Annotated in this window: 21 protein-coding genes and 1 pseudogene; 3 read left to right on the plus strand and 19 right to left on the minus strand. The window is 41.4% G+C overall.

Features of this window, described 5'->3' with window-relative positions; translation table 11 throughout:
- Positions 1-7 precede the first annotated feature (7 nt).
- From DWW33_RS02385 to sigK, 11 genes are all read right to left on the minus strand, one after another.
- On the minus strand, positions 8-799 hold the full coding sequence (locus tag DWW33_RS02385; RefSeq protein WP_158577441.1) for a FliH/SctL family protein: 792 nt from the start codon (positions 797-799) through the stop codon (positions 8-10).
- A complete protein-coding gene (gene fliG / locus DWW33_RS02390; protein WP_022243314.1) occupies positions 792-1,799 on the minus strand; it encodes a flagellar motor switch protein FliG in 1,008 nt (335 codons plus the stop codon). Before fliG ends, DWW33_RS02385 begins: the two co-directional genes overlap by 8 nt.
- Complete coding sequence (locus tag DWW33_RS02395) at positions 1,800-3,407, minus strand: flagellar M-ring protein FliF C-terminal domain-containing protein (RefSeq protein ID WP_117947050.1); 1,608 nt, start codon at positions 3,405-3,407, stop codon at positions 1,800-1,802.
- Between the two features lie 21 nt (positions 3,408-3,428).
- Positions 3,429-3,740, minus strand: coding sequence for a flagellar hook-basal body complex protein FliE (gene fliE / locus DWW33_RS02400; protein WP_022243316.1), 312 nt, complete (start codon positions 3,738-3,740; stop codon positions 3,429-3,431).
- A 27-nt stretch (positions 3,741-3,767) separates the two neighbouring features.
- Positions 3,768-4,211 (minus strand): flagellar basal body rod protein FlgC, encoded by a 444-nt coding sequence (flgC, locus tag DWW33_RS02405; RefSeq protein WP_117698275.1) that lies wholly within the window; start codon positions 4,209-4,211, stop codon positions 3,768-3,770.
- A gap of 22 nt (positions 4,212-4,233) precedes the next feature.
- Complete coding sequence (gene flgB, locus DWW33_RS02410) at positions 4,234-4,623, minus strand: flagellar basal body rod protein FlgB (protein WP_117698276.1); 390 nt, start codon at positions 4,621-4,623, stop codon at positions 4,234-4,236.
- 226 nt (positions 4,624-4,849) lie between these two features.
- On the minus strand, positions 4,850-5,623 hold the full coding sequence (gene codY / locus DWW33_RS02415; protein WP_022243319.1) for a GTP-sensing pleiotropic transcriptional regulator CodY: 774 nt from the start codon (positions 5,621-5,623) through the stop codon (positions 4,850-4,852).
- Positions 5,624-5,714: 91 nt separating this feature from the next.
- On the minus strand, positions 5,715-7,805 hold the full coding sequence (gene topA, locus DWW33_RS02420; RefSeq protein WP_118638763.1) for a type I DNA topoisomerase: 2,091 nt from the start codon (positions 7,803-7,805) through the stop codon (positions 5,715-5,717).
- Positions 7,806-7,839: 34 nt separating this feature from the next.
- Positions 7,840-8,934, minus strand: coding sequence for a DNA-processing protein DprA (dprA, locus tag DWW33_RS02425; protein WP_118638764.1), 1,095 nt, complete (start codon positions 8,932-8,934; stop codon positions 7,840-7,842).
- 5 nt (positions 8,935-8,939) lie between these two features.
- Positions 8,940-10,478, minus strand: coding sequence for a YifB family Mg chelatase-like AAA ATPase (locus tag DWW33_RS02430; RefSeq protein ID WP_118638765.1), 1,539 nt, complete (start codon positions 10,476-10,478; stop codon positions 8,940-8,942).
- 219 nt (positions 10,479-10,697) lie between these two features.
- Positions 10,698-11,333, minus strand: coding sequence for an RNA polymerase sporulation sigma factor SigK (sigK, locus tag DWW33_RS02435; protein WP_118057408.1), 636 nt, complete (start codon positions 11,331-11,333; stop codon positions 10,698-10,700).
- A 119-nt stretch (positions 11,334-11,452) separates the two neighbouring features.
- Here sigK and DWW33_RS02440 point away from each other — a divergent pair, with 119 nt between their 5' ends.
- On the plus strand, positions 11,453-12,421 hold the full coding sequence (locus tag DWW33_RS02440) for an RluA family pseudouridine synthase (protein WP_118638766.1): 969 nt from the start codon (positions 11,453-11,455) through the stop codon (positions 12,419-12,421).
- Here DWW33_RS02440 and trpS read toward each other — a convergent pair.
- The 3 genes from trpS to DWW33_RS02455 are packed head-to-tail and all read right to left on the minus strand — an operon-like array spanning position 12,418 to position 15,825.
- Positions 12,418-13,422: a tryptophan--tRNA ligase gene (gene trpS, locus DWW33_RS02445; protein WP_022243325.1), complete on the minus strand. Its 1,005-nt coding sequence runs from the start codon at positions 13,420-13,422 to the stop codon at positions 12,418-12,420. The genes DWW33_RS02440 and trpS overlap by 4 nt on opposite strands.
- Complete coding sequence (locus DWW33_RS02450; protein ID WP_118638767.1) at positions 13,423-13,971, minus strand: DUF5662 family protein; 549 nt, start codon at positions 13,969-13,971, stop codon at positions 13,423-13,425.
- A gap of 6 nt (positions 13,972-13,977) precedes the next feature.
- Entirely contained in the window at positions 13,978-15,825 is a 1,848-nt protein-coding gene (locus DWW33_RS02455) for a glycogen operon protein GlgX (protein ID WP_118638803.1), read from the minus strand.
- Between the two features lie 131 nt (positions 15,826-15,956).
- Between DWW33_RS02455 and DWW33_RS02460 the strand changes: the two genes are divergently transcribed.
- Positions 15,957-17,051, plus strand: a complete 1,095-nt coding sequence (locus DWW33_RS02460) for an HD-GYP domain-containing protein (protein ID WP_118638768.1) — start codon at positions 15,957-15,959, stop codon at positions 17,049-17,051.
- A 15-nt stretch (positions 17,052-17,066) separates the two neighbouring features.
- On the plus strand, positions 17,067-17,375 hold the full coding sequence (locus DWW33_RS02465) for a DUF1292 domain-containing protein (RefSeq protein WP_117841177.1): 309 nt from the start codon (positions 17,067-17,069) through the stop codon (positions 17,373-17,375).
- 7 nt (positions 17,376-17,382) lie between these two features.
- Here DWW33_RS02465 and DWW33_RS02470 read toward each other — a convergent pair whose 3' ends face one another.
- The 5 genes and pseudogenes from DWW33_RS02470 to feoB all read right to left on the minus strand — a co-directional run bounded on the left by DWW33_RS02470 (position 17,383) and on the right by feoB (position 24,803).
- A complete protein-coding gene (locus DWW33_RS02470) occupies positions 17,383-19,218 on the minus strand; it encodes an ATP-dependent helicase (protein ID WP_117841178.1) in 1,836 nt (611 codons plus the stop codon).
- A gap of 17 nt (positions 19,219-19,235) precedes the next feature.
- Positions 19,236-20,699 carry a glutamate--tRNA ligase gene (gene gltX, locus DWW33_RS02475; RefSeq protein ID WP_117841179.1) on the minus strand — a complete coding sequence of 488 codons (1,464 nt, stop codon included), beginning with the start codon at positions 20,697-20,699 and terminating at the stop codon, positions 19,236-19,238.
- A gap of 23 nt (positions 20,700-20,722) precedes the next feature.
- Positions 20,723-22,231 (minus strand): 4Fe-4S dicluster domain-containing protein, encoded by a 1,509-nt coding sequence (locus tag DWW33_RS02480; RefSeq protein WP_118087535.1) that lies wholly within the window; start codon positions 22,229-22,231, stop codon positions 20,723-20,725.
- Between the two features lie 147 nt (positions 22,232-22,378).
- Positions 22,379-22,552, minus strand: coding sequence for a FeoB-associated Cys-rich membrane protein (locus DWW33_RS02485; protein ID WP_117947041.1), 174 nt, complete (start codon positions 22,550-22,552; stop codon positions 22,379-22,381).
- Between the two features lie 12 nt (positions 22,553-22,564).
- Positions 22,565-24,803: pseudogene (gene feoB / locus DWW33_RS02490) on the minus strand (ferrous iron transport protein B).
- Positions 24,804-24,874: the final 71 nt, after the last annotated feature.

Here is a 24,874-nt window from a genome sequence, read left to right on the forward strand (position 1 = left end):
TTTTTCCTCACATACACAATGACTGTATATCACGAATCAGATTATCCAGCTGTACATCCATTCCACACTCAAACACTCCTGTATCTGTCTCTATGATACATTCTCCTTCAGTCATGGAATGAATGGTAACTAAATCCAAAGTTGCATTCTGTCCCACGCATTCTAACAGCTCCTGTTTATGTTCTTCCAGATATGCTGCCTGTTTCGGACCTGCTTTGATTGTAAATTCTTTCGGTCCGTCAATGGATTCCATTGCCCGTTTTACAAGATAAAGTACAATCTCATCCTTATCATGGAACTGCACATGGAAAACATGGGAAACCACATCTGTAATTGTATGTACAAGCTTCGGTTCCAGTTCCCGCATCTGTTCCAGATAAGAATCCTGCAGCTGCTGTTCCCTTTTTCCAATGCTCTCTAACTTTGCATCATAAACCGCAGCACCTTCCTGCATTCCCTGTTCCAAACCTTCTGCCTGTCCCTGTTCCTGTGCCTGCTTACGAATTTCGTCTGCTTCCTCCCGGGCTGCTTTTCGGATTTCGTCTGCTTCGGCATTTGCCTGTGCTAAAATTTCTTCTGCTTTTTCCTTTGCCTCTGCTTCATAATCAATTGTTTCCACCTGCGGTGCAGTAATTCCTTCTACAAATCCACCTGACTCTGTCTGTGGCTGTTCCGGTTCTCTTGTCTTTGCAAGAGCCCGGGACTGTTCTTCTAAAATACGATACGCCAGCGTATTGGAATTAATCACGCGGCTCTCAGATTCATTCGTGATAAAACGCTGTTTATATAAATTAGACAATAATCTCATCACCTCCGCCACGGGAAATTACAATTTCTGCGGAGTCTTCCAGTTTACGAATAATACCAACAATCTTCTGCTGTGCTTCTTCTACATCCTTCATTCTTACCGGACCCATGAATTCCATATCTTCACGAATCATGGCAGCAAGACGTTTGGACAGGTTCTTAAAGATAACATTCTGAACCTCTTCGTTGGCACCCTTCAGTGCAACAGCAAGGTCATTGTTGTCCACATCACGCAGCACACGCTGGATTGCACGGTCGTCCAGCAACAGGATGTCTTCGAACACAAACATCTTCTTGCGGATTTCGTCTGCAAGTTCCGGCTCTTCGATTTCTAAGGATTCCATAATATGTTTCTCTGTTCCACGGTCTACCGTATTCAAAATACCAACGATAGCATCTACACCACCCACAATTGTGTAATCCTGATTGATCAGGGAAGAAAGTTTTCTCTCTAACACACGCTCTACCTCTTTGATTACATCTGGTGAAGTCCTGTCCATCTTGGCAATACGTTTTGCAACATCTGCCTGTTTCTCCGGTGTCAGGGCTCCTAAAATCATTGCAGACTGTGCCGGTGACAGATATGACAAAATCATGGCTATGGTCTGTGGATGCTCGTCCTGAATAAAGTTCAACACCTGACTTGGATCTGTCTTTCGTACAAATTCGAACGGACGAACCTGAAGGGATGCTGTCAGTTTTGTAATAACCTCCTGTGCCTTGTCGCTGCCTAATGCCTTATCCAGGAGTTCTTTGGCATAGCCAATACCACCTTCTGCAATATACTGCTGTGCAAGGCATACCTGATAGAATTCGTTTAATACGCTTTCTTTGGTCTGTGGTGACACGCTTCTGGTATTTGCAATCTCTAGTGTCAGTTCTTCTATTTCATCTTCTTTTAAATGTTTGAAAATACTGGCCGACTTCTCCGGTCCTAATGCTATCAGCAATATTGCCGCTTTCTGAATGCCATTATATTCTTCTGTTCCCATTTATTCCCACTCCTCATTCAGCCAGTTACGAAGCAACGACGCAACAGCCTCCGGATTTTCATCTACGAATTTTTCAATCAGGACACGAATCTCTGACTTCTCATTGTAACCAATATCTTCCAAATCTTCCTGTTCTGCCTGCTTGGTTGTCTCAAGCAACGATTCTACAGAAAGTTCCGGTTCAATCTCAGTTTCTTTTTCTTTTCTGGTACTGCGGAATACCACATATCCTAACAGTGCAAAAATCAGAACCGCAAGAATAATCTGCAGGTAATCCTGAAAGCCCCTGCCGCTGCCCTTAGAATATTCAAACATCGGAATATCATAGCTGACAATCGAAATATTAGATGCCGGGATACCGGTTGCATTGGATACCATAGTATAAAGATCCTGATCTACCGTTCCCTTTACCCGGTTGTTATTCTGTGTTACAAATTCATCAAAGGTCATATTGTCCAGAGTACCATCTGCTTTTAAGGTATCCTCATTATAAGTCACATAACGGGCTACCGTTACAGATATGGATGACTGGTCATATTCTATATCTCCTACAGAGCCAATGGTCTGGGTGTTCTTTTCATCCAGTGCACGGTCAATGGAATCATCTGTAATAGAGCTTTCTGATGTGCTTCCATCCGGAAGTACATAAGTTGTTCCATCTCCATTAGAGTCTGTTCCCGGTGTTCCCGACGTACCACCGGTTGAGTCTGACTGATAACGGTCCTCATGGGTAATCAGTCCTTCATCCCTGTCTCCCTGCGCAGAATAATTTGTCTCATTAGTCGTAACCTGATCAAAATTCAGCTTTAAATTTAATCCTACATCAATCGTATCATAAAGGTCTGTTCCCTTAATCACATCTGTAACAGCCTTCTTCACCTGTGTTTCTTTCTTTGTCTGATAACTGAGCTGTGTGCTGGCAGTTCCGATTGCTGTACTCTCTTCTCCACCCGCAAATAAAAGGTTGGAATTAGAGTCAATAATCGTAATATTATCCGTGGAAGAATTGCCAATCTCAGTTGCTATATATCTTGCTAAAGATGCCGCCTGGTCTTCGGACATCTCTCCGTTCAGTTCCAGCTTAACGCTGGCATAGGACTCCTGATTTCTTGTAACTAAGGTTCCATCATCTTCCGGAATATTTAAGTTAACATCTGCCGACTTAATCAAATCCATATTTTCCAGTTCTTTTGCAAATTTATCTTCCAAAAAAACCTGATACCGTTTACTCTTATCAGCTTCCGTTGTGCTGATACTGCCGCTTAATGCATCATCAATGGTAAATCCGTTGGTCGGAATACTGTTTGAACCAAGCAAAATATTTGCATCTGCCTGATTCTTTGCATTTACCGAAAAAGTCATTCCATCAGAAGAAACCTCATAATCTATGCTGTTTCCATCCAAAAGGTCTTTTACAGACGATGCCTGCGTTGCATCCTCACAGGTTATCAGCTGAACCATCGTAGGTTTCGTCATCACGACAGCCAGTATCACCAATGCAAGAATTACTACAGCCGTAATACTGATAAGAAGCGTCTTCTGCTTTGTTGTAAACTTCAGCCACCACTCTTTTATTTTTTCTAATATTGCTTTCAATCTGTCTGGCATAATCTACTCATCCTACCTATACTAAATCTGCATGTTCATAATTTCTTTATAAGCATCTATTACTTTATCCCTTACTGCAACTGTATACGATAATGCAATGTTTGCCTTTTCCTGCGCCACAAGCAATTCATGGGTATTGGTTGATTCTCCCAATGCAAATTTAATTTCCTCTTCCTCTGCATTGTTCTGATAATTATTTGTTTCCTTCACCATGTTCATTGCCGTTGCAAGAATATTATCAAAGCTTTCCGCACTGTTTGACTGCTGTGTTGCAGCTGCATTCTGTGTATTAAAAACATCTGACGAAACTCCTGTTAATACATTAACATTCATCGTTTATCTCACCTTTCCAAATATCTTTTATAATTTACCAATCTGTAATCCTGCCTGTGCAATCTGTTTGCTTGCATCAAAAGCTGTTACGTTCGCCTCATATGCTCTGCTGGCATCAATAAGATTCGTCATTTCTGTTACTATATTCACATTCGGATATGACACATAACCATTTTCATCCGCATCTGGATTGGATGGGTCATATTCCATAGTAAAATCAGTAGAATAATCTTCTGTCACTGAAGAAACCTTTACTCCGTTTCCCACATAGCCTTCCCGGGAATCAGAAAGCACTTTGCTGAACGGAGTTACACCTTTTTCCGAAAAAGTTACAATTTTTCTGCGGTATGGTGTTCCATTCTCTGTACTGGTTGTATTTACATTTGCTACGTTCTCAGAAATGGTATCCATACGAAAACGCTGCGCCGTCATACCGGACGCACTGATATCAAACGACTGAAATAATGCCATTCTTTATTCCTCCCACACAATTTTATTTAATAACGGTTTTATACCGTGATATTTCCTGACTGATACTGTTGGTCAATCCCAGATAACGGATTGTTTCTGAGGCAAGCTCTACATTCTCCTGCTCCGGGTCAACATTGTTGCCGTCCAGACGGTAAGAATAAGAGGCATTGTCGATATATGTCTTTGCATTCAGATGGTCCATATGGATATTTGCCACCTTGTCATCCAGTGAAACATATTTGCTTTTGCCCAGTTCGGATTCCAATGTACTTTCAAAATCCAAATCCCGGCGTTTATATCCAGGTGTATCAGCATTTGCAATATTATTTGATATTAACTGTTCTCTTTCCCAGCTCGCACTTGCGGCCTTATTCAGCACATTCATATAGTCAAACGCATTTGAACTTATCATACTGCACCTCCATAGTTATCCATATTGTTATCGCATCATATTTTATTATAAATAATCTTGTAAAAAACACAAGTATTTTTTTCTTATTTTTACATTATCTAGTGTTTTTTTCCAATTGGCCACACAATATAAAAGGGATTTACAGCTTTTTCCCACTATAAATCCCTTTATCCGATGCACCATCCGTGTGCTCTTCTTTATATTCTGTTTGTTTATATTTCTATGGTTAATCTGCCTTTCGTATTCTGGCAAGTTCATCAAACACCACATCATTTACAACTTTGATATAAGTTCCCTTCATTCCGGAAGAACGGGATTCGATGACTCCTGCACTTTCGAACTTACGCAATGCATTTACAATAACGGAACGTGTAATTCCTACACGATCTGCAATCTTGCTGGCTACAAGAATACCTTCTGTTCCGTTTAACTCATCAAAAATATGAGTAATTGCCTCTAACTCTGAAAAAGAAAGTGTGCTGATTGCTGAACGCACAATCTGTACTTTTCTGGTCTCTTCCGCATTTTCCTCATTCACAGAACGCATCATTTCCAGTCCGACAACTGTTGTTCCATATTCACTGAGAATAATATCATCAATGTCATACTGGTTATCATAACGATATACAAACAATGTTCCTAACCGCTCACCAGCAATATCAATCGGTGTAATAATTGCAGAATATTTCTTAATATCTGATTCAAATCCTAATGTTTCCAGATTGACGTTTTCCTTTGTGGAAAGAATTCCAAGCAGTCTTTCATTCAGCATAGAATCAATAAACCCGCCTACTTCATCAACAATCAGTTCATGAATCTCATCAATTCCACGGCACTGGCTGCTTCCGAGTACCTTTCCTTTTTTACTGATAACAAGGATATTGGAATCCAATATCTCTGTCAAAACCTCACAGATATCATTGAACACAACCTTTGACGAATTATTATTGTGCAAAAGCTTATTTATTTTTCTTGTTTTATCCAACAGCTGAACGCTCATACTTATATCCTCCACGTTATATTCAGAATAACTAGACTGTTTAATATTTTATCATGTTTATTCTGATAATTCAAGGATTTGAATTGTACTTTTAATTCTTTTCATCCTTTTTTGGTTTTTCCTCTGAAAAGCCACACTGCTCATTGGCACAGGCAAGCTTATTGCCCTTTTCTACCATATAACTTCCGCACTTCGGACATTTCTCAGATGACGGCTTTGCCCATGACATGAAATCACATTCCGGATTATTCTCACATCCGTAATATCTTCTGCCTTTCTTGGTTTTACGTAGTACAATATCTTTGCCGCATTTCGGGCAGGCAACACCAATCTTCTCAAAATACGGTTTGGTATTACGGCACTCCGGGAATCCAGGACATGCCAAGAATTTACCATGCGGACCGTATTTGATTACCATATTTCTGCCGCACTCTTCACAAATTACATCGGTCACTTCATCCGCTATCTGCACTTTTTCCAGATCTTTTTCTGCCTGCTTTACTGCCTCATCCAAATCCGGATAGAAATTGCTTACTACAGTCTTCCAGTTTACGGTTCCTTCTTCCACGCTGTCCAGCAGCGACTCCATATTAGCGGTAAAATGTTCGTCCACGATACTGGAAAATGCTTCTGTCATAATGGAATTTACTGCTTCACCAAGCTCGGTAACATAAAGGTTTTTATTTTCCTTAATCACATATCTTCTGGCAAGAATGGTGGTTATGGTCGGGGAATAGGTACTTGGTCTTCCAATTCCACGTTCCTCCAATGCCTTTACCAAAGATGCCTCGGTATAATGAGCAGGCGGCTGTGTAAAATGCTGTTTTTCATCCCATGCATCAAAACTTAATTCTGTATCTTTATCAATGGACTTAAGCATCACATTCTGTGTGCCCTTTTCCTCATCTTCATTGGTGTATACAGACATAAATCCTTCAAATACAAGCTTGGATGCTGCTACGGTAAAACAGTATTTTCCAGCACCGATTTTTACGGATGTTGTCTCATATTTTGCATCACTCATACGGCTTGCGGTAAAACGGTTCCAGATTAACTGGTACAGGCGGAACTGGTCTCTGGATAATGATTCCTTTACCATTACCGGTGTTCTTGTAATATCAGACGGACGGATTGCTTCATGGGCATCCTGAATCTTGTTACTGCTCTTCTTTTCCTGTACATGGGAAGAAACATAATTCTCGCCATACTGCACTGCGATAAAGCTGCGTGCCATAGCATCTGCTTCTTCTGAAATACGGACAGAATCTGTTCTCAGGTAAGTAATCAGACCAACCGTTCCGATTCCCTTTACATCCACACCTTCGTATAACTGCTGTGCCAAACGCATGGTTTTCTGTGTGGAGAAATTCAACACCTTGGATGCTTCCTGCTGTAAGGTACTGGTGATAAACGGCTGTGGAGCCTTTTTATTACGTTCCCCTTTTTTCACATCTGTTACGGCAAATTTTTCTTTTTCAAGCTCTGCCATAATAGCATCTGCCTGTTCTCTTGAGGTGATATTCATTTTTTCTTTTGCTGTTCCGTAAAACTTTGCAGTTAACGGTTTCTTCTCACCTTTTACTTTCAGGCTTGCATCTAAGGTCCAGTATTCTTCCGGTATAAATGCGTTGATTTCACTTTCACGATCGCAGATCAAACGCAATGCCACAGACTGTACACGTCCTGCACTTAAGCCTCTTTTTACCTTTGCCCATAATAAGGGGCTGATCCGGTAACCCACCATACGGTCTAACATACGGCGTGCCTGCTGGGCATTCACTAAATCCATATCGATGTCTCTCGGATTTTTTAAAGAGGTCTTTACTGCATTCTTGGTAATCTCATTGAAACTGATCCGGTAAACCTTTTTATCGGAATTTGCCAGATTCAGTGCCTGATATAAATGCCAGGAAATTGCTTCTCCCTCACGGTCAGGGTCTGTTGCAAGATAAATGACATCTGCTTTTTTTACTTCTTTTCTTAATTTTGCAAGTACATCACCTTTTCCCCTGATGGTAATATACTTTGGTTCAAATCCATGCTCTGCATCAAATCCTAAGGTACTCTTCGGTAAATCACGCACATGTCCATTGGATGCATCCACTTCATAATTTTTCCCAAGAAATTTTTTAATTGTTTTAACTTTTGCCGGTGACTCAACAATAACAAGATATTTAGCCATAACCCTGCTCCTTTATTTTGTTCTCTCTATGCGGTTATTCATGTATTTTTATATAATAATTCTTATATACTTCTTTGATAAAACCTGCATTTTCCAGCGTCAGCAGTATCTCACACATCCGGTCTACCGGAAGCTTTGTTTCTTCCAAAATCTGCTGGGCACTTTTCGGTTGCAAATCGAGAACACTATACACCACCCCTTCATCTTTTTCAAGTACCTTTTTTGAAAAAGCATTGGGAACTACTATATTGGCAAGGTCAATTTCAAGATCCTTAAGCCATTCCTCCGGAGACACAATGATGCCCGCCCCCTGCCGTATCAGGCGGTTACAGCCTCCACTTAACACATCTCCAACACGCCCCGGAAGTGCATAAATATCTTTTCCCTGCTCTAAGGCAAAGTCTGCCGTAATCAATGAACCGCTCCGCTCCTTTGCTTCTATTACAACTACCACATCTGAAAGCCCGCTGATTAACCGGTTCCGTTGCGGGAACAACTTTCCCAAAGGTTTTGTCTGCGGCATATATTCAGATAGAATTCCGCCTTTTTGTGTCATAGTCCGATAAAGACTCTGATTCTGTCTGGGATAACAGTAATCTGCCCCGCATCCCATAACAGCATAAGTTTCTCCCTCTGCCGCCATGGCACCACTGTGGGCTGCTCCATCAATTCCTGCAGCCAGTCCACTGATTATAATGCAGCCTGCTTTTACTGCCAGTTCCGCCAGATGTTTTGCATAGTAACGACCGTATTCACTGCATCTTCTTGCTCCCACAATAGCAATACTTTTCTTATCTTCCGGTGGCAGACTGCCCTTATAAAAAATTCCATAAGGTGGCTTATTGATATATAAAAGACGTTTCGGATAGTTTTCATCCTCTCTTGTTACAAGATACAGTCCGCTTCTTTTTAAATTCTCCCATGCTTCTTCTAAGTTCCATGCTTTTTTATAGGTAAGAACAGACTTCACATCTGCTTCGGTAATGCCCGGAATCTGCATGAATTCCTTTTCTGACATGTCATATAAGACTCCTGCACTTCCGGCAAAACGAAACAGTTTTTCCACTTTTCCGGTTCCAATGTTTTCTGCCATCTGTGCCATACACGCCAGCCAGTATTTATATTTCATTCCATTTATCCCTCCCAGAATTTCTTATCTACATTCCGATAACAGACCGCCTCACTTAAATGTCTGGTTAGGATTTCATCTGAACCGTCCATATCTGCAATGGTTCTCGCCACCCGCAAAATCCTATGATAAGATCTGGCTGTCAATTCCAGCTTCTGATAAATGCTTTCCATATACTGTTTTTGTTTTGTCGATAATCTGCAATATTTTGTCAGTAATGCCGCCGGAATTCTACTGTTATAGCGAATGTTAGTTCCGGCAAACCTTTGCTGCTGCCGCTCCATAGCTGCAACCACCCTTTTTCTGATTTCTGCCGAAGTCTCCTGATGCGGATTTTCTTTAATTAAATCCTGATATTCCACACGCTTTGTCTCTACACAGATATCAATTCTGTCCAATAAAGGCTGACTGATTTTCTTTAAATACTGTTCCACCATTCCTTTCGTGCAATGACAGCGGTTCAAATCCGGATAATATCCACACCGGCAGGGATTCATGGCAGCCACCAGCATAAAATCCGACGGAAATTCATAATTTCCGGCAAGCCTTGCAAGCTTTACACAGTGTTCTTCCATAGGCTGTCTTAAAATTTCCAAGGTTTCCCGCCGGAACTCCGCCAGCTCATCTAAAAAGAGCACACCATGGTGGGCGAGGCTGATTTCTCCCGGTCCCGGAACCATTCCACCACCTGCCAGTCCCTGTGGTGTTATGGTATGATGTGGATTACGGAAAGGACGTTCTGCCATCCATGCTTCACTTTCCGTCAGAAGTCCCCTTACACTGTATATTTTTGTTACCTCCAGGGCCTCCTCTTCTGTCATCTCCGGTAAAATACCCGGAATTCTCCTTGCAATCATTGTCTTTCCTGCGCCTGGTGGTCCAATCATCAGGAGATTATGTCTGCCGCTTACCGCAATCTCACAGGCTCTTTTCACAAACTGTTGTCCATTAATTTCTGAAAAATCCGGTACTTCTTTTCTCTTAACCTTTTTCTCAAGCCCGATTTCTTCTTTCTCAGGCTCCCAGAATTTTATTTCATCATTAAAGCCTTTTATCACTTCTTCCAATGTGTTTACACCAAACAGACGGATTCCTTTTACCAATGCAGCTTCTTTGGCATTTTCCACCGGCACCATACAGGCGTCCATCCGCTCCTGTGCAGCCTTTGTCACAATGGGCAATACTCCATGAATCGGTTTTATTCTTCCATCCAGTCCTACTTCTCCTACAATCAGAAGCTGTTCCAGCCTGTCTTTCGGAATAATCCCCATTGCAGCAAGCACTGCCACTGCTACCGGCAAATCAAAGGACGAACCGGATTTTCTTACATATGCCGGCGAGAGATTAATCGTAATCCGTTTTGGTGGGAGACGGTATCCACAATTTTTAAGGGCTGTCCGCACCCGCTCTCTTGCCTCCCGCACTTCTGCCGATAAAAATCCTACCATTTCAAACACTGGCATACCATCCGTCACATCTGCTTCCACGCGGATAGGAATGCTCTCAATGCCACGCACGATTGCCGTTGATACAATACTGTACATTAAATTTCACCTTTCTGTTTTGCAATTATTCTGTTTTTTGTAATTATTTCATTTTCTCTGTTCATTTTGTTTGTCCGGGATTTTTCTGCAGAAGAACTCTGCAATTTACATGAGCAGCCCCAAGATGGGTTATTCATCATTTATTTCGATAAAAAAGATGGACTCATCATATCATGAAATCCATCCTTTTCAAATACCAATTTAACACATTATAAAAATTTAATAATTGTAACCTTTTTCAAAATAAGCTTTCAGCTTCTCCAATGCCCTTTTTTCAATTCGTGAAACATAGGATCTCGAGATATTTAAATTTTTTGCAATCTCCTTTTGTGTCACCGGACAGTCCGTTTTCAAACCATAGCGCAGGTTTATGATAATCTGTTCCCGCCTGTTTAGTACCTGGGGCAGTATTTCATATAATGTCTTCACATTTCTGTCATACTCCATCTGCTCCACCACATCCGGTTCGTTATGCTCTACAATATCCAGTAAATGTATCTGGTTTCCCTCTTTATCTGTTCCGATTGGCTCATAAAGAGACACTTCCCTGGCAATTTTACGCTTACTGCGCAGATACATCAGAAGTTCATTTTCAATGCATCTCGCTGCATAAGTTGCCAGCTTATTTCCTTTTTCTACCCGGAAGGTATCGATTGCTTTAATCAATCCAATGGTTCCAATCGATATCAGATCTTCCATATCCTCTTCCACATTCTGATATTTTTTTACCACATGCGCTACCAGACGCATATTATGTTCTATCAGAATATGTTTTGCTTCAAGGCTGCCTTCCCCAAGCTGTTTTAAATATTGCTTCTCTTCCTGTATAGTCAATGGAGATAAAAATGTTTTCAATACAGCACCCTTAAAAAGCGATTTATTATATTCTATGCGTCTGCCAGATTCTTCGTGCCTTTCCTCTTTTTTTATCTCTATCCTTTTCTTCTGTGTCTTTTTCCTTTATAATTATCCTTATGAAGCGAATATTAGACTATACCATAACAAATGAATACAAAAACTATACGATAAGAGAATTTCTTACGGAAAAAGGATACCCGAAAGGGCTCCGGGCACATCTTTTCCGCACCGAAAATGTTCTTTTCCGAAACGGTGATACCGGGCACAGCAGTGACCGGCTGAAGGTTTCTGATAAATTAAAGATTATTTTAGAAGAATCTATGCCGGAAAACTATCCTGCACCGGAAAACATTCCCCTTTCCATCCTCTATGAAGACGAAGATATTCTTGTTATCAATAAACCGGCACACATGCCTGTCCACCCATCCATGACACATTACGAACATACCCTCGCCAATGCTGTCTTTTATTATCTGGGCAGCAAAAACGAAGCCGGTCCTTTCCGCTGCATCAACCGGCTGGATAAGGATACTACCGGTATCACAATCCTTGCAAAGAACAGTCTCAGCGGCGGTATCTTAGGCAGACAGATGAACGAACGGAAAATCCACCGCACCTATCTTGCCATTGTCCGTGGTATTACCCCGGAATCCGGTACCATTACTGCGCCAATCGGCAGAAAGGAAGGTTCTGTATTAGAGCGTCAGGTAGATTTTGGGCAAGGTGAATACGCCTGCACCCATTACCGCAGACTAGCTGTGAAAGAAATTTTTTCAAAAAATACTTTTTCAGGGGAGCCTCTTTCACCGGATGCACTCTCCCTTATTGCTTTGCGGCTTGACACCGGCAGAACCCACCAGATCCGTGTCCATATGAGCTACCTCGGCTACCCTTTAATCGGAGATTTTCTTTATTATCCGGATTTTTCCATGTTAAAAAGGCAGGCTCTTCATGCCTGCCAGTTAAAATTCGAACATCCAATCACAAAGGAACAGCTCTGCTTTACGGCTCCACTTCCTGCCGATATGCAAATGCTGTTCCCTGAATTTCATGTTCCAGATTTGGAAAATCTTTTTTCGGATTAACGGATTCTTTCGGTAAGTCCGACTTTCTTCTGTACCTTACGCAAGGTCTTATTAGAATAATAAGCTGCTTTTTCGTCATTCATTTTAATCATGCTGTCAAGATAGGTCTTGTCTGCCATCAGTTCCCCATAACGTTTCTGCAATGGCTCTAACTCTGCAGCAACTGCTTCTCCTACTGCCAGTTTGAAATCACCGTAGCCTTTTCCGTCAAATTCTTTTTCGGTTTCTTCTCTTGTCTTACCGGTTACACAACCATAAATATCAATCAGATTGCTGATGCCCGGTTTATCTTCACGATATACAATTTCACTGCCAGAGTCGGTTACTGCACGTTTAAATTTACGGATAACAGTATCCTTATCATCCAAAAGGCGGATGGTTGCATTCGGATTCTCATCGGACTTTGACATCTTTTTCTCCGGCTCCTGCAGACTCATAATCTTTGCGCCTGCTTTTCCGATATATGCCTCCGGAATTGTAAAGACATCTCCGTAAATAGCATTAAAACGCTGTGCAATATCTCTGGTAATTTCAAGATGCTGTTTCTGGTCTACACCAACCGGAACCACATCTGCCTGATACAATAAAATATCAGCTGCCATTAATACCGGATAGGTATAAAGACCTGCATTGATATTATCTGCATGTTTTGCAGCCTTATCCTTAAACTGTGTCATTCGGTTCAATTCCCCCATATAGGTAAAGCAGCCTAATATCCAGCTTAATTCTGCATGTCCGGATACATGGGACTGATAATAAATACAGTTTTTCTCCGGGTCTAATCCTGCCGCTACATATAATGCATAAAGAGAACGGGCATTTTTGCGGAACTCTGCCGGCACCTGTCTTAAGGTAAGGGAATGTAAATCCATAACACCATAGATACATTCATATTCATCCGTAAGATTTACCCAGTTTTTCAATGCTCCCAAATAGTTTCCAAGGGTAAGGGTTCCTGTTGCCTGCATTCCACTATATAAAATCTTCTTTCCGTCTAACATTTATTTATCCTTCTTTCTTTTATTTTTCAATACTTCATATCGAATATATGCATAAGTCTCTTCTTCGCCGCGGTCTGCCAGCATATGAAGAAGGCACTCTAAAAGTTCTCTTGATTCCTCATGAATAATATGATACTGCTTTCCATGTTCGTAATAAGCCAGAGGACTTTCGTCGGTATATTTTTCTCTCTGGTAATTCCTGCTTGCTGCCACCCGGTCAATAAACATCTCAACAACATATTTTGTTGGCATCTTCATTCCAGTAATTCCGGTGCATTTATCCGGTCCGTAATCAATCCAGTATTCCATATGATGCTTGTTTCTGCCCTTATGGTGTAGCCAGGCTGCGGAATACCCCTTATCCTCACGTTCGGCATTGTTGGGACTCATATTTCCCTGAAAATACTTACAGCCCACTAAAAATTCCGTTGGTGAATATTTCGACAAATCATGCAATAAACCCTGGCGGTAAAGTCCTACTTTAAAACAGCCTTTCATGACCAACATCTTGTGATGATTAATTGTGCAAAAATGTTTCCATGCTTTCATCTTACTTTATTTCCCTATTAATATCTGAATGGACATCCCGGCAATTTCCACCTGGACTGCATCCATTATCATTTCTTTCTCCAGAAAACCATTTTCATTTCCTGTATCCATTACTTTATACCATTTTTTGCTTTTTGGCAATTTTGGAAGTGCAAGGAACTGTTTTCCGGTGTGAAAATTATATGCCACATAAATCATTTCCTCACAATCCGCATAGGGTCCGCAATAAAGCATCCCAACCGACTGGCGGTTCGGGCTAAATCCCACAGTCCATGCACTATCGCAATGAAAAGAAAGATCCGGATATCCCAGTCCCTTATAATCATTCATCCGCATCGGCTCTTCCATCCGAAGAACCGGGTGTGCCTTACGAAAGGCTGCCATTTTCTTTACAAACTGTTGTAAGGAAGCATATTTCTTATCATTTTTCCAGTTTACCCAGCCAACTGCATTATCCTGGCAATAAGCATTATTATTTCCCCTCTGGGAATTACCAATCTCATCACCGGCAGCAAGCAGTGGAATACCCTGTGCTAAAAATACTGCCGTAATCGCATTTCGAAGCTGTTTTTTACGCAGGCTTTCTATATATTTTTTGCGGGTTGGTCCTTCAATGCCATAGTTGTCACTGTAATTCCAGTCATTTCCATCCGCATTGTTTTCCCCATTTGCCTCATTATGTTTCTCACTGTACATAAATACATCTGCCAGTGTAAAACCATCATTAGATGCTGCGTAATTCACAAATCCGGCATGTTTCTTCTGCTTACGCATCTGGTTTACAAAATCGGTAAGACAGATTTCCTTATGATTTAACATTTTCCGCAACGGATAATAAAATTCATCCCGGTAAACAAATAAATGCGGATATGCATAATCCTGTTCCAGCAAATCCTCCGGAATTGTATCTGCAAACAGCTTACTGCGGCACAAAATCAAATCCTGTGCCATAGCACGAATCGGAAGATTTGCTCCCATCAGACGGAATCCATCCACATGATATTCCATCACCCAGAAGCGCAGGGCTTCTAACATCAGATTCTGATTGATGGTATCAGGAAAATAAATTTCCATAATACATTCCATGTCATTTTTATGCAATGCCTTAATTAATGATTTCAAGGCATGCTCCGGCTGTCTGCTTCTGGTAAATGCAGCCTTCGGCGCAAAATAATTGCCTTCGGTATAGCCCCAGCAATTTATCTTCTCAACTTCCGGCAGCTTCTTTGTATCTGTCTTCTGTTCTTCCTTCCAGGTCACATAATCCGGCAGTTCACAGGTTTCCGGTATCATCAGCTCTTCAAATTCATAAAAAGGCATAAATTCAACGGTTGTAACGCCCATATCACGAAGATATCCTATCCGGTTCTCTACTGCTTCAAAAGTTCCTTTTCTTGCTCCGCCATTACTACCCTCCATGGTAAAATTTCTCACATGAAGTTTGTACATGACCATATCCTTTTTGGCAATTTCCGGTGCCACATCCTCTTCCCAGTCAAAAACATCTGTGGAGAAACCGCTTTTCACCTGATAATCCATACCAAAGCGTTCCTTTTCTCCCCACTTTTCCCTGCCTACAATTCTTCTGGCATATGGATCTGTCATAACCTTACCGTCTATTTCAAAATTATAATCAAAAGAAGCCGGTTCAATGCCCATTACCATAATTGAGCGCAGTGCACCCACATAGTAAGTATCCGGAACCGGTATTTTCTCAATTTTCCCTGTTTTCTTTTCATACAGTACAATACTGCATTTCTGCTCTTTTCTCCCCTCAAAGGTAAATACAACCCCATCACTATGCACAACTGCTCCCATGGTTCTGTAATCGCCTTCCCGAACATTGTATTTCATTTCATCATCCTGCACTTTCCTATATTCAAGTCTCTTGAAAAGATTATAACACGATTCATTGACAATTGATATGTAAATTTTTATAATTATAGTGTAGTGTATTGTTAATTAGTGATATAAGAGGTATATTCATGCATACAGTTGCAACAAAGGATTTACAACCTGGCATGGTGACTGCCACTCCTGTCATGAGCAGGCATGGGCAGATGATTGTAGAAGCACACAAAATGCTGACAACTCAAATGATTGCACACCTTGAGTTTTATGGAATTGAGAGTGCCAGAATAATAGACGGTGCTCTGCCTGTTGATGCCATTCAGTCAATGGCTGAAGAAAAGGAAGCGGTCGACCGGTATTCTGAACGGGTAAGAAACAGTAAAGAATTCAAAGTTTTTAAAGCAAATTACGAAAAAAAAGTACCTTTTTTAGAAAAATCCATCAATGATTTTGTCACAAAAAACATTCCTTTTGATCAGGAGGCTCTTTTATCCTGCGCTTTAGATCTTTTTGCCAGACATTCCACTACAATTTCCATGTTCGATATGCTGCACAATATGCGCAAAATTACCGATTCCACTTATGCCCACAGTCTGAATGTTTCTTTAATCAGCCGAATGATTGGTATGTGGCAGAATTATAATGCAGATGATTTAGAAACTCTGACTCTGGGTGGTCTCTTACACGATATAGGAAAAAGTAAAATTCCACCGGAAATCATTAACAAGCCAGGACGCCTGACCCCGGAAGAATATGAACTGGTGAAAAAACATTCCGAATATGGTTATGAACTGCTGAAAAATCAGAATGTATCTGTCCGCATCAAAAAAATTGCTCTCACCCATCATGAACGCTGTGATGGAAGCGGCTATCCAATCGGACTTATCGGAGATGATATTGATGATTTTGCCAATATCGTTGCTATTGCAGATGTCTACGATGCCATGACTGCTGACCGCTGCTACCGCCGCGGCATCTGCCCGTTTGAGGTCATTGCCACTTTTGAGCGGGAAGGTCTGGGTAAATACAAACCCCAGTTTATTACCAGCTTCCTGGAGCATATTGCCAATACATATATTAACAATGATGTCATGTTAAGTAATGGCATGACCGGTAAAATTGTGCTGATTAACAAGCATCGCCTGACCCGTCCGGTGGTTCGGTTAGAAGACGGTAAATTTATCAATCTGGAAAAGCGTCCGGAACTCTACGTTCAGACAATTATATAAAGAAAGAGGTATTTTATGGAAAACAAACAGTTAAAAGAGGAAGACGATATCATGGTGACATTGAATTTAGACAATGGGCAGGATGTGGAATGCAAAATTCTTACTATCTTTGAAGCAGGAAAACAGGATTATATTGCGCTGATGCCCTTAGATGAAAAGGGAAATGAAAATGCAGATGGTGAAGTATATATCTATCGTTACTCCGAGGATGAGGATGGAAATCCTTCTTTAGATAATATTGACAGTGACGAAGAATACGAAGTTGTCTCCGACCGTTTTGATGAATTATTAGATGAAGCAGAATTTGACGCAATGGACAACTAATCATCCATTACGTTTCCTGCAATTCTTTTAAGAACCGGGATGGTTCTGCACTGTGATTATTCAACAGCTCTACCGAGAAGAGGTAGAGCTGTTTTTTTGCTCTGGTCATCCCAACATAGAACATTCTGCGTTCCTCTTCCAGATCCGCATCTAAAACAGCTTTCTTATAGGGCATGATTTTCTCATTTACATCAATCAAAAATACCACATCATACTCTAATCCCTTCGAGCTATGTAAGGTAGATAAGACAACGCCCTCTCCCTTCGTCCGCTGCTTCTCCATGGCACGCTGTAATTCTTTTAAATATTTCTCTTTCTGTTTCTGCCAGTCATCAAAGCTATCGAACTCTTTGGTCATATCGGTAAGCTGCTCTAGAATATCCAAAAGTTCTTCCTCATTCATACCTCTCTGATCTGCATATTCTTTGATATAGTCATCGTAGCCGATTCCCTTGCGGATATAATTCACCGCTGCAAAAGGCTTCATTCCGGCTAACATTTTGCAGTCATGATAAAGCCGGTCGATTCTTCGTGCAATCCAGGACTGCTCCATTTTATCATAATAATCTGCCCAGACATCAAATGCTACGGTATCCTCTTCCAGGCTGTCCCGCCCAATATAACGGTTCGGCCGGTTCATAATCTGTAAGAAGTCTGCCCTTCTTCTGCTTCCATGGGCAATCCGAAGATAACTTTCCATATCTTTTGCAATCCAATGCTCATAAATATTAGGAATATTATCCCTTGTACGGAAAGGAATATTATATTCCATCAACTGCTGCATCAGAAGTCTTGGCTGTGTATTAGTGCGAAACAGCACCGCTGCGTCCGACCAGTCACCACCAGCTGCGGTATATTCCTTAAGTGCATGAATCAATCCTAAATTTTCTTCCCGCTGCGTCCGGTAAGTCTTACATACTACCGCTTCCTTTGCCGGATGAAATGCCTTAATATCCTTTGCAAACCGCCCTGTATTGTGGGCAATCAGTCTTCCTGCCGCTGCCACAATATTTCCATCGGAACGATAATTATAATTTAATACAATCCGCTTTGCATCAGCATAATCCTTCTCAAAGTTCAGCATAATCTCCGGTCTTGCCTGGCGGAACCTGTAAATAGACTGGTCATCATCCCCTACCACAAAGAGATTATTTTCCGGTGCTGCAAGCATCCTTATAATCTCATATTGCAATCCATTGATATCCTGAAACTCATCAATCAAAATATACCGGAACTTCTTCTGCCAGAGTGCTAAGATATCCTTCCGCTGGCTGAAAAGTTCATAGGTATAAACTAACATATCATCAAAATCAATCAGCCGGTTCTTCTGTAGCATCTTCTGATAATTCATAAATACATCCCGGAATGTATGCTCTGGAAAATTAGAAGAATAATAATGTTCAATGGGAATGTTCGAATTCTTTACACCGCTGATTTCAGATAACAGAGTCTGGATGCATTCATTTTCATCTTCATAGTCAATCGGAAAATGACGTAAAAGATTCCGGATAAATACCACCTTCTGCTCATCTCTTATAATATTTTCTGCCCGATAATGATAAGCATACTTTAATACCGTAAAAAACACCGCATGAAAAGTACCAAAAGTAGCCGTTGTGGATGTCTGATTCGTTAGCGAAAGAAAACGCTCCTTCATCTCCATAGCGGCTGCTTTTGTAAATGTCACCACCAGAATCTCTGATGGTGACACCCCATATTTTTCTATTAAATTTTTCGTTCGATGGGTAATTACGGCAGTTTTGCCTGAACCGGGCCCCGCCAGTGTAAGGCAGGGACCCTGATAAAAATCAACAGCTTCCTGTTGTGCTTCATTAAATTGCATGAAATGCCTCGTAACTTTTATTTCTCAAGTGCTTTCGTAAGAAGTGTAATTCCGGTACGGATACGTTTTAAGGACTCCTCCTTACCAATAATTTCCATAATCTCAGTTGCACCTGCCGGTGTCATCTGTTTACCGGAAACCGCTGTACGAACCGGCCATAATACATAACCATTCTTGCAGCCCTTCTCTGCCACAAAATCACAAAGTGTCTGATACAGTGCATCATTACTGTAATCCTGTTGAGCTTCTAATACCGGAAGAATCTCTGTCAAGACTTCCAAAGAGCTCTCTTCTGTGGTCTTCATCTTCTTATGGGTATACATTGCGGTATCATACTCCGGAAGTTCCTCAAAGAAGTCAATCAGATTCTCAATATCCGGGAAGATTTCAATTCTGGTCTTCACCATCTCCGCAATCTTGCGGATATCATAATCCCTGGTAATTACTTTCCGGATATATGGCTCTGCCATTTCAAAGTACGAATCAAAATCCATTGCCTTGATGTATTCGCCATTCATCCATTTCAGCTTTGTATAGTCAAATACAGCCGGTGATTTACTCATATGATGATAATCAAAGGCTTTTACCAGCTCCTCTAAAGAAAAGATTTCCCGGTTATCTGCCGGACTCCACCCCAGTAATGCCACAAAGTTTACAACTGCCTCTGTTAAAAATCCCTGTTCAATCAAATCTTCGTAGGAAGAATGTCCACAACGTTTACTTAACTTCTGATGCTCTTCGTTGGTAATTAACGGACAGTGTACATACACTGGCACATCCCAGCCAAAAGCTTCATACAGACGGTTATACTTTGGAGAAGAAGAAAGATATTCATTTCCTCTTACTACATGTGTAATTCCCATCAAATGGTCATCTACTACGTTGGCAAAGTTATAAGTCGGATATCCGTCTGATTTAATCAGAATCATATCGTCCAGCTCCGCATTATCAACGGTAATATCTCCATAGATTTCATCATGGAAGGTTGTTGTTCCTGTCTGAGGATTGTTCTGACGGATAACGTATGGAACACCTGCAGCAAGCTTTTCTTCTATTTCTTCCTTGCTTAAATGCAGGCAATGCTTATCGTAAACAATAATCTCTTTACCTGCAACAGTCTGACGCAGACTCTCTAAACGCTCCTTATCACAGAAACAATAGTATGCTTCTCCCTTTTCAATGAGTTTCTTCGCATACTCCAGATAAATTCCCTGTGCCTGACGTTCACTCTGCACATATGGGCCAACACCGCCATCCTTGTCCGGACCTTCATCATGTAACAATCCAGTCTTCTCAAGGGTACGGTAGATAATATCTACCGCTCCCTCAACATAACGTTCCTGGTCTGTATCTTCAATTCTTAAAATAAAATCTCCGCCCTCATGCTTTGCAATTAAATATGCATAAAGTGCTGTACGCAGATTTCCTACATGCATTCTTCCTGTAGGACTTGGTGCAAATCTGGTTCTAACCTTGCTCATTCTATTAACCCGCTTTCTTACTATTAATTTAATTCGATTTCCCGTAATTCCTTTGGAGGAAGCTGCTTGGTAGAAGCTTTCTTAATCTTCTCGATTTCCTGTTTTGCTTTCGGAATCGGAAGAATAGTTCCTGCTCCGGCGATACATCCGCCAGGACATCCCATTCCTTCAATCATATATCCATTCATCTTACCAGCCTTGGCAAGCATCAGCATCTTCTTACATTCAGCAAGACCTTCTGCATGTTCAATCTTAACATCCACATCCGGATAATACTCATGTATACATTTTTCAATGGCATCTGCAACACCACCGGCACATGCATATCCACGACCTGCAGCAGTTGCATCATGCATGGAGCTTTCACCATCCGTCTGGTTCGGATCAATTCCTTTTGCTGCAAACATAGCGTCTAACTCTTCAAATGTGATTACAAAATCAACATCGCTTCGTACAGTTCTTCTGCTTGCTTCCAGTTTCTTAGCAGCACACGGTCCGATAAATACTACTTTTGCATTCGGATGTTCTTTCTTAATGCTTCTTGCTGTAGCAACCATAGGTGTAAGCTCAGAAGATACGCTCTCGATTAAATCCGGGAACTGTGTCTTTGCAAGCATGGACCATGCAGGACAGCAGGAAGTAAGTAAGAACGGAAGCTCTCCTGTTGCAACATGATTTGCATAGTGATGTGCTTCTGCTACTGCACCGATATCAGCCCCAAGTGCAACTTCAACAACTTCTGAGAAACCAAGTTCTAATAAAGCTGCCTTTACATGCTTTGGAGTAGCTCCAGGTCCGAACTGACCTACAAATGCAGGTGCAATTTCAGCGATAACTTCTCCGCCTTCTTTCATACAACGGATCAACTGGAAAATCTGTGATTTATCTGCAATTGCTCCGAATGGGCAGCTTACCATACACTGACCACAGGATACACATTTATCTGCATCAATCTTTGCTCTTCCGTATTCATCTGTTCCAATTGCTCCAATTCCACAAGCCATGGAACAAGGTCTTTCTTTCTTGGAAATCGCATCATATGGGCAGGCTGCTTTACATCTTCCACATTTGATACATTTTTCCTGGTCGATTACGGATTTGCCATCTACCTGGGAGATTGCTCCCTTTGGACATACCTCCATACATGGATGTGCAATACATCCCTGACACATATTGGATACTTCATATTTCTTTTCTTCGCACAGATTACATGCAGATGGAATTACCTGCATAAGAGGTGGCTCATAATATTTTTCTGCCACATTGCTCTCTTCGAGGCCACTGGTAACATGTACCGGTTTATCCTGTGGCCGTAAAGACATACCCATAGCAAGTCTTACTCTTTCTGCTGCAATCGCACGTTCTCTATAAATACTTTCACGGTATGTAGGAACATCTCCAGGGCAAACTGTATATGGAACTGCCTCAACGGCATCGTTCAGGTTTGCACTGTCTGCTTCATAAGCAATTTTTGCTACCTCCGTAAAAATGCTTTTTCTCAAATCTGATACTGGTGTACGTAGTCCTCTCATCGTTTCCTCCTAGAAAAAAATTGTATTATATCATTGTTCATAACCACGCACAGTATTATCAATATATAACACTATGCTAACAATAATCTAGCACACCACTTTCAATAATACAAGTAGCCTGCTCTTATGTTCTAAAATAAATACTTTTTACAACTTTTTCCTCCGGGAACATTCTTTGCAGACCGCATCCGTATCTGTCCTTCCACTACATCCGCTGCAGCCAATGCAGCCTCCCTCTTTTTTCTTTTTCATCATAGCATATACCGCAAAGGCGCACCAGCAAAGAATCAGTAATAGCAAAATAATATCATTAACGCCCATACTATCTGCCTCCTAAAAAATCAGGCTGCCAATCTGAAAGACAACAAATGCCGCAATCCATGCAACCACGCACTGCATTATCACAACACCAAGTGCCTGAAGCTTTGAGCCCATCTCCCGTCTAATTGCTGCAACCGCTGCTACACATGGTGTATAAAGTAACGTAAATACCAGGAAGCTGACTGCTGATACCGGTGTAAACAGAGCTCCAAGACTGTTGCCCAAAGCAGTCACACTGGTTCCAAGAAGTACACTCATGGTACTGATTACTGCTTCTTTGGCAGTAAATCCGGTAATCAAAGAAGTGGATACTCTCCAGTCCCCAAATCCAAGCGGAGCAAAAACCGGTGCAATCACACGGCCGATTAATGCCAGCAGGCTGTCTGCGCTGTCAGATACTACATTCAGTCTGGTATCAAAAGACTGTAAAAACCAGATAATAATCGTTGCAAGGAAAATAACGGTAAATGCCCTCTCTAAGAAATCCTTTGCCTTGTCCCACATCAGGAGTACCACGCTCTTTAAAGATGGCAGCCGGTAATTCGGAAGCTCCATGACAAAAGGCATCGGTTTTCCACGGAATGCGGAATGCTTGAATAAAAGTGCCACCAGAATTCCCATTACCATTCCACCAACATAAAGTGCAATCATAACAAGTGCCTGATACTTTTTAAAAAATGCTGCTGTAAACACCGCATAAATCGGTATTTTCGCCGAACAGCTGATAAATGGTGTCAGCATAATGGTCATTTTCCGGTCTCTTTCGGATGCTAAAGTTCTGCTTGACATTACTGCCGGAACCGTGCAACCAAATCCAATCAGCATTGGAACAAAGCTTCGTCCGGAAAGTCCAATCTTACGCAGCAGTTTATCCATAACAAAGGCAACTCTTGCCATATAACCGGAATCTTCCAGAATAGACAGGAAGAAAAATAAAACCACAATAATCGGCAGGAAGCTTAACACACTTCCTACTCCGGCAAATACACCATCAATAATCAGGCTGTGAACCACCGGGTTAATTCCATAAGCAGTCAGCCCCTTGTCTGCAAGATTCGTTATGTATGCAATAAAAACAGCCAGATAATCGCTCAAAAATGCTCCAATCACACCGAAGGTCAGCCAGAATACAAGCAGCATAATCAGAAGAAACAGCGGGATAGCAAGATATTTATTCGTTAATACGTTGTCTATCTTTACACTACGGATATGTTCTTTGCTCTCATGGCACTTTGTTACTGATTTACTGCACACCTTTTCAATAAAGGTATATCTCATATCAGCCAGAGCGGCATTTCTGTCCATATGATGGTCTGTTTCCATTTCTTCAATACTGTGTTCCATCATATCCAGTTCGTTCTGGCTCAGCTTCAGTCTGTCAATAATGTCTGTATCCTGTTCTACAATCTTCGTTGCTGCAAAACGTGGTGACATTCCGATATTCTGTGCATGGTCTTCTACCTGATGGGATACCGCATGAATGCAGCGGTGCACAGGACCTTTCTCGCAGAAATCCGTTACCTTTGGATATATCTTCTGTCCTGCCACCTTCATGGCGCTGTGTACCAGGTCTTCCACTCCCTCTCCCTTTACCGCACTGATTGGAATGACCGGAATTCCCAGTTCTAAAGACATCTGTTTTACATCAATACTTCCGCCGTTGTTACGCACCTCATCCATCATATTCAGAGCTAATACCATCGGAATATGCATTTCTAACAACTGCAGGGTCAGATAGAGGTTTCGCTCAATATTTGTTGCATCTACAATATTGATAATTCCATCCGGCTTTTCATTTAAAATAAAGTCTCTTGTTACAATCTCCTCACTGGTATATGGACGCAGAGAATAGATTCCCGGCAGGTCAACTACCGACGCATCCTTATGTTCTCTGATTTCTCCCATTTTCTGGTCAACCGTTACACCCGGAAAATTTCCAACATGCTGGTTGGAACCGGTGAGCTGATTAAATAATGTGGTCTTACCACAGTTCTGGTTTCCTACTAATGCAAATATCATTCTAGTTCTCCTCCGGTTCTACTTCAATTTTTCCGGCATCTTCTTTTCGTATGGTCAGTTCATATCCACGAATCCGGAGTTCAATCGGGTCTCCCATAGGTGCTACTTTACGCACCTGCACCTTTGTCTTTGGAATCAGCCCCATATCTAAAAATCTACACCGCAGTGCTCCTTCTCCCCCTACTTTGGTTATTACCGCTTCTCTTCCAATTTCAAGTTCATCCAGTGTCATCTATTTTCCTCTTCTCTTGTTATTGATATTTTTTCTCAATTAAGTATTTTACCGCAGGATTCTTTTTTTCA

It is taken from the genome of Roseburia sp. AF15-21 (genome assembly GCF_003479505.1).
Classification (GTDB): Bacteria; Bacillota; Clostridia; order Lachnospirales; family Lachnospiraceae; genus Roseburia_C; species Roseburia_C amylophila.

What these genes read in the sequence shown, in the direction of transcription:
- DWW33_RS02480 (WP_118087535.1), bottom strand. Translation starts at nt 22,231, where the DNA reads ATGAGAGGACTACGTACACCAGTATCAGATTTGAGAAAAAGCATTTTT.
- DWW33_RS02440 (WP_118638766.1), top strand. Translation starts at nt 11,453, where the DNA reads ATGAAGCGAATATTAGACTATACCATAACAAATGAATACAAAAACTAT.
- DWW33_RS02455 (WP_118638803.1), bottom strand. Translation starts at nt 15,825, where the DNA reads ATGAAATACAATGTTCGGGAAGGCGATTACAGAACCATGGGAGCAGTT.
- DWW33_RS02460 (WP_118638768.1), top strand. Translation starts at nt 15,957, where the DNA reads ATGCATACAGTTGCAACAAAGGATTTACAACCTGGCATGGTGACTGCC.
- DWW33_RS02485 (WP_117947041.1), bottom strand. Translation starts at nt 22,552, where the DNA reads ATGGGCGTTAATGATATTATTTTGCTATTACTGATTCTTTGCTGGTGC.
- dprA (WP_118638764.1), bottom strand. Translation starts at nt 8,934, where the DNA reads ATGAAATATAAATACTGGCTGGCGTGTATGGCACAGATGGCAGAAAAC.
- fliG (WP_022243314.1), bottom strand. Translation starts at nt 1,799, where the DNA reads ATGGGAACAGAAGAATATAATGGCATTCAGAAAGCGGCAATATTGCTG.
- trpS (WP_022243325.1), bottom strand. Translation starts at nt 13,422, where the DNA reads ATGTTAGACGGAAAGAAGATTTTATATAGTGGAATGCAGGCAACAGGA.
- fliE (WP_022243316.1), bottom strand. Translation starts at nt 3,740, where the DNA reads ATGAATGTTAATGTATTAACAGGAGTTTCGTCAGATGTTTTTAATACA.
- flgC (WP_117698275.1), bottom strand. Translation starts at nt 4,211, where the DNA reads ATGGCATTATTTCAGTCGTTTGATATCAGTGCGTCCGGTATGACGGCG.
- codY (WP_022243319.1), bottom strand. Translation starts at nt 5,623, where the DNA reads ATGAGCGTTCAGCTGTTGGATAAAACAAGAAAAATAAATAAGCTTTTG.
- DWW33_RS02470 (WP_117841178.1), bottom strand. Translation starts at nt 19,218, where the DNA reads ATGCAATTTAATGAAGCACAACAGGAAGCTGTTGATTTTTATCAGGGT.
- topA (WP_118638763.1), bottom strand. Translation starts at nt 7,805, where the DNA reads ATGGCTAAATATCTTGTTATTGTTGAGTCACCGGCAAAAGTTAAAACA.
- flgB (WP_117698276.1), bottom strand. Translation starts at nt 4,623, where the DNA reads ATGATAAGTTCAAATGCGTTTGACTATATGAATGTGCTGAATAAGGCC.
- DWW33_RS02450 (WP_118638767.1), bottom strand. Translation starts at nt 13,971, where the DNA reads ATGAAAGCATGGAAACATTTTTGCACAATTAATCATCACAAGATGTTG.
- DWW33_RS02395 (WP_117947050.1), bottom strand. Translation starts at nt 3,407, where the DNA reads ATGCCAGACAGATTGAAAGCAATATTAGAAAAAATAAAAGAGTGGTGG.
- DWW33_RS02465 (WP_117841177.1), top strand. Translation starts at nt 17,067, where the DNA reads ATGGAAAACAAACAGTTAAAAGAGGAAGACGATATCATGGTGACATTG.
- DWW33_RS02430 (WP_118638765.1), bottom strand. Translation starts at nt 10,478, where the DNA reads ATGTACAGTATTGTATCAACGGCAATCGTGCGTGGCATTGAGAGCATT.
- gltX (WP_117841179.1), bottom strand. Translation starts at nt 20,699, where the DNA reads ATGAGCAAGGTTAGAACCAGATTTGCACCAAGTCCTACAGGAAGAATG.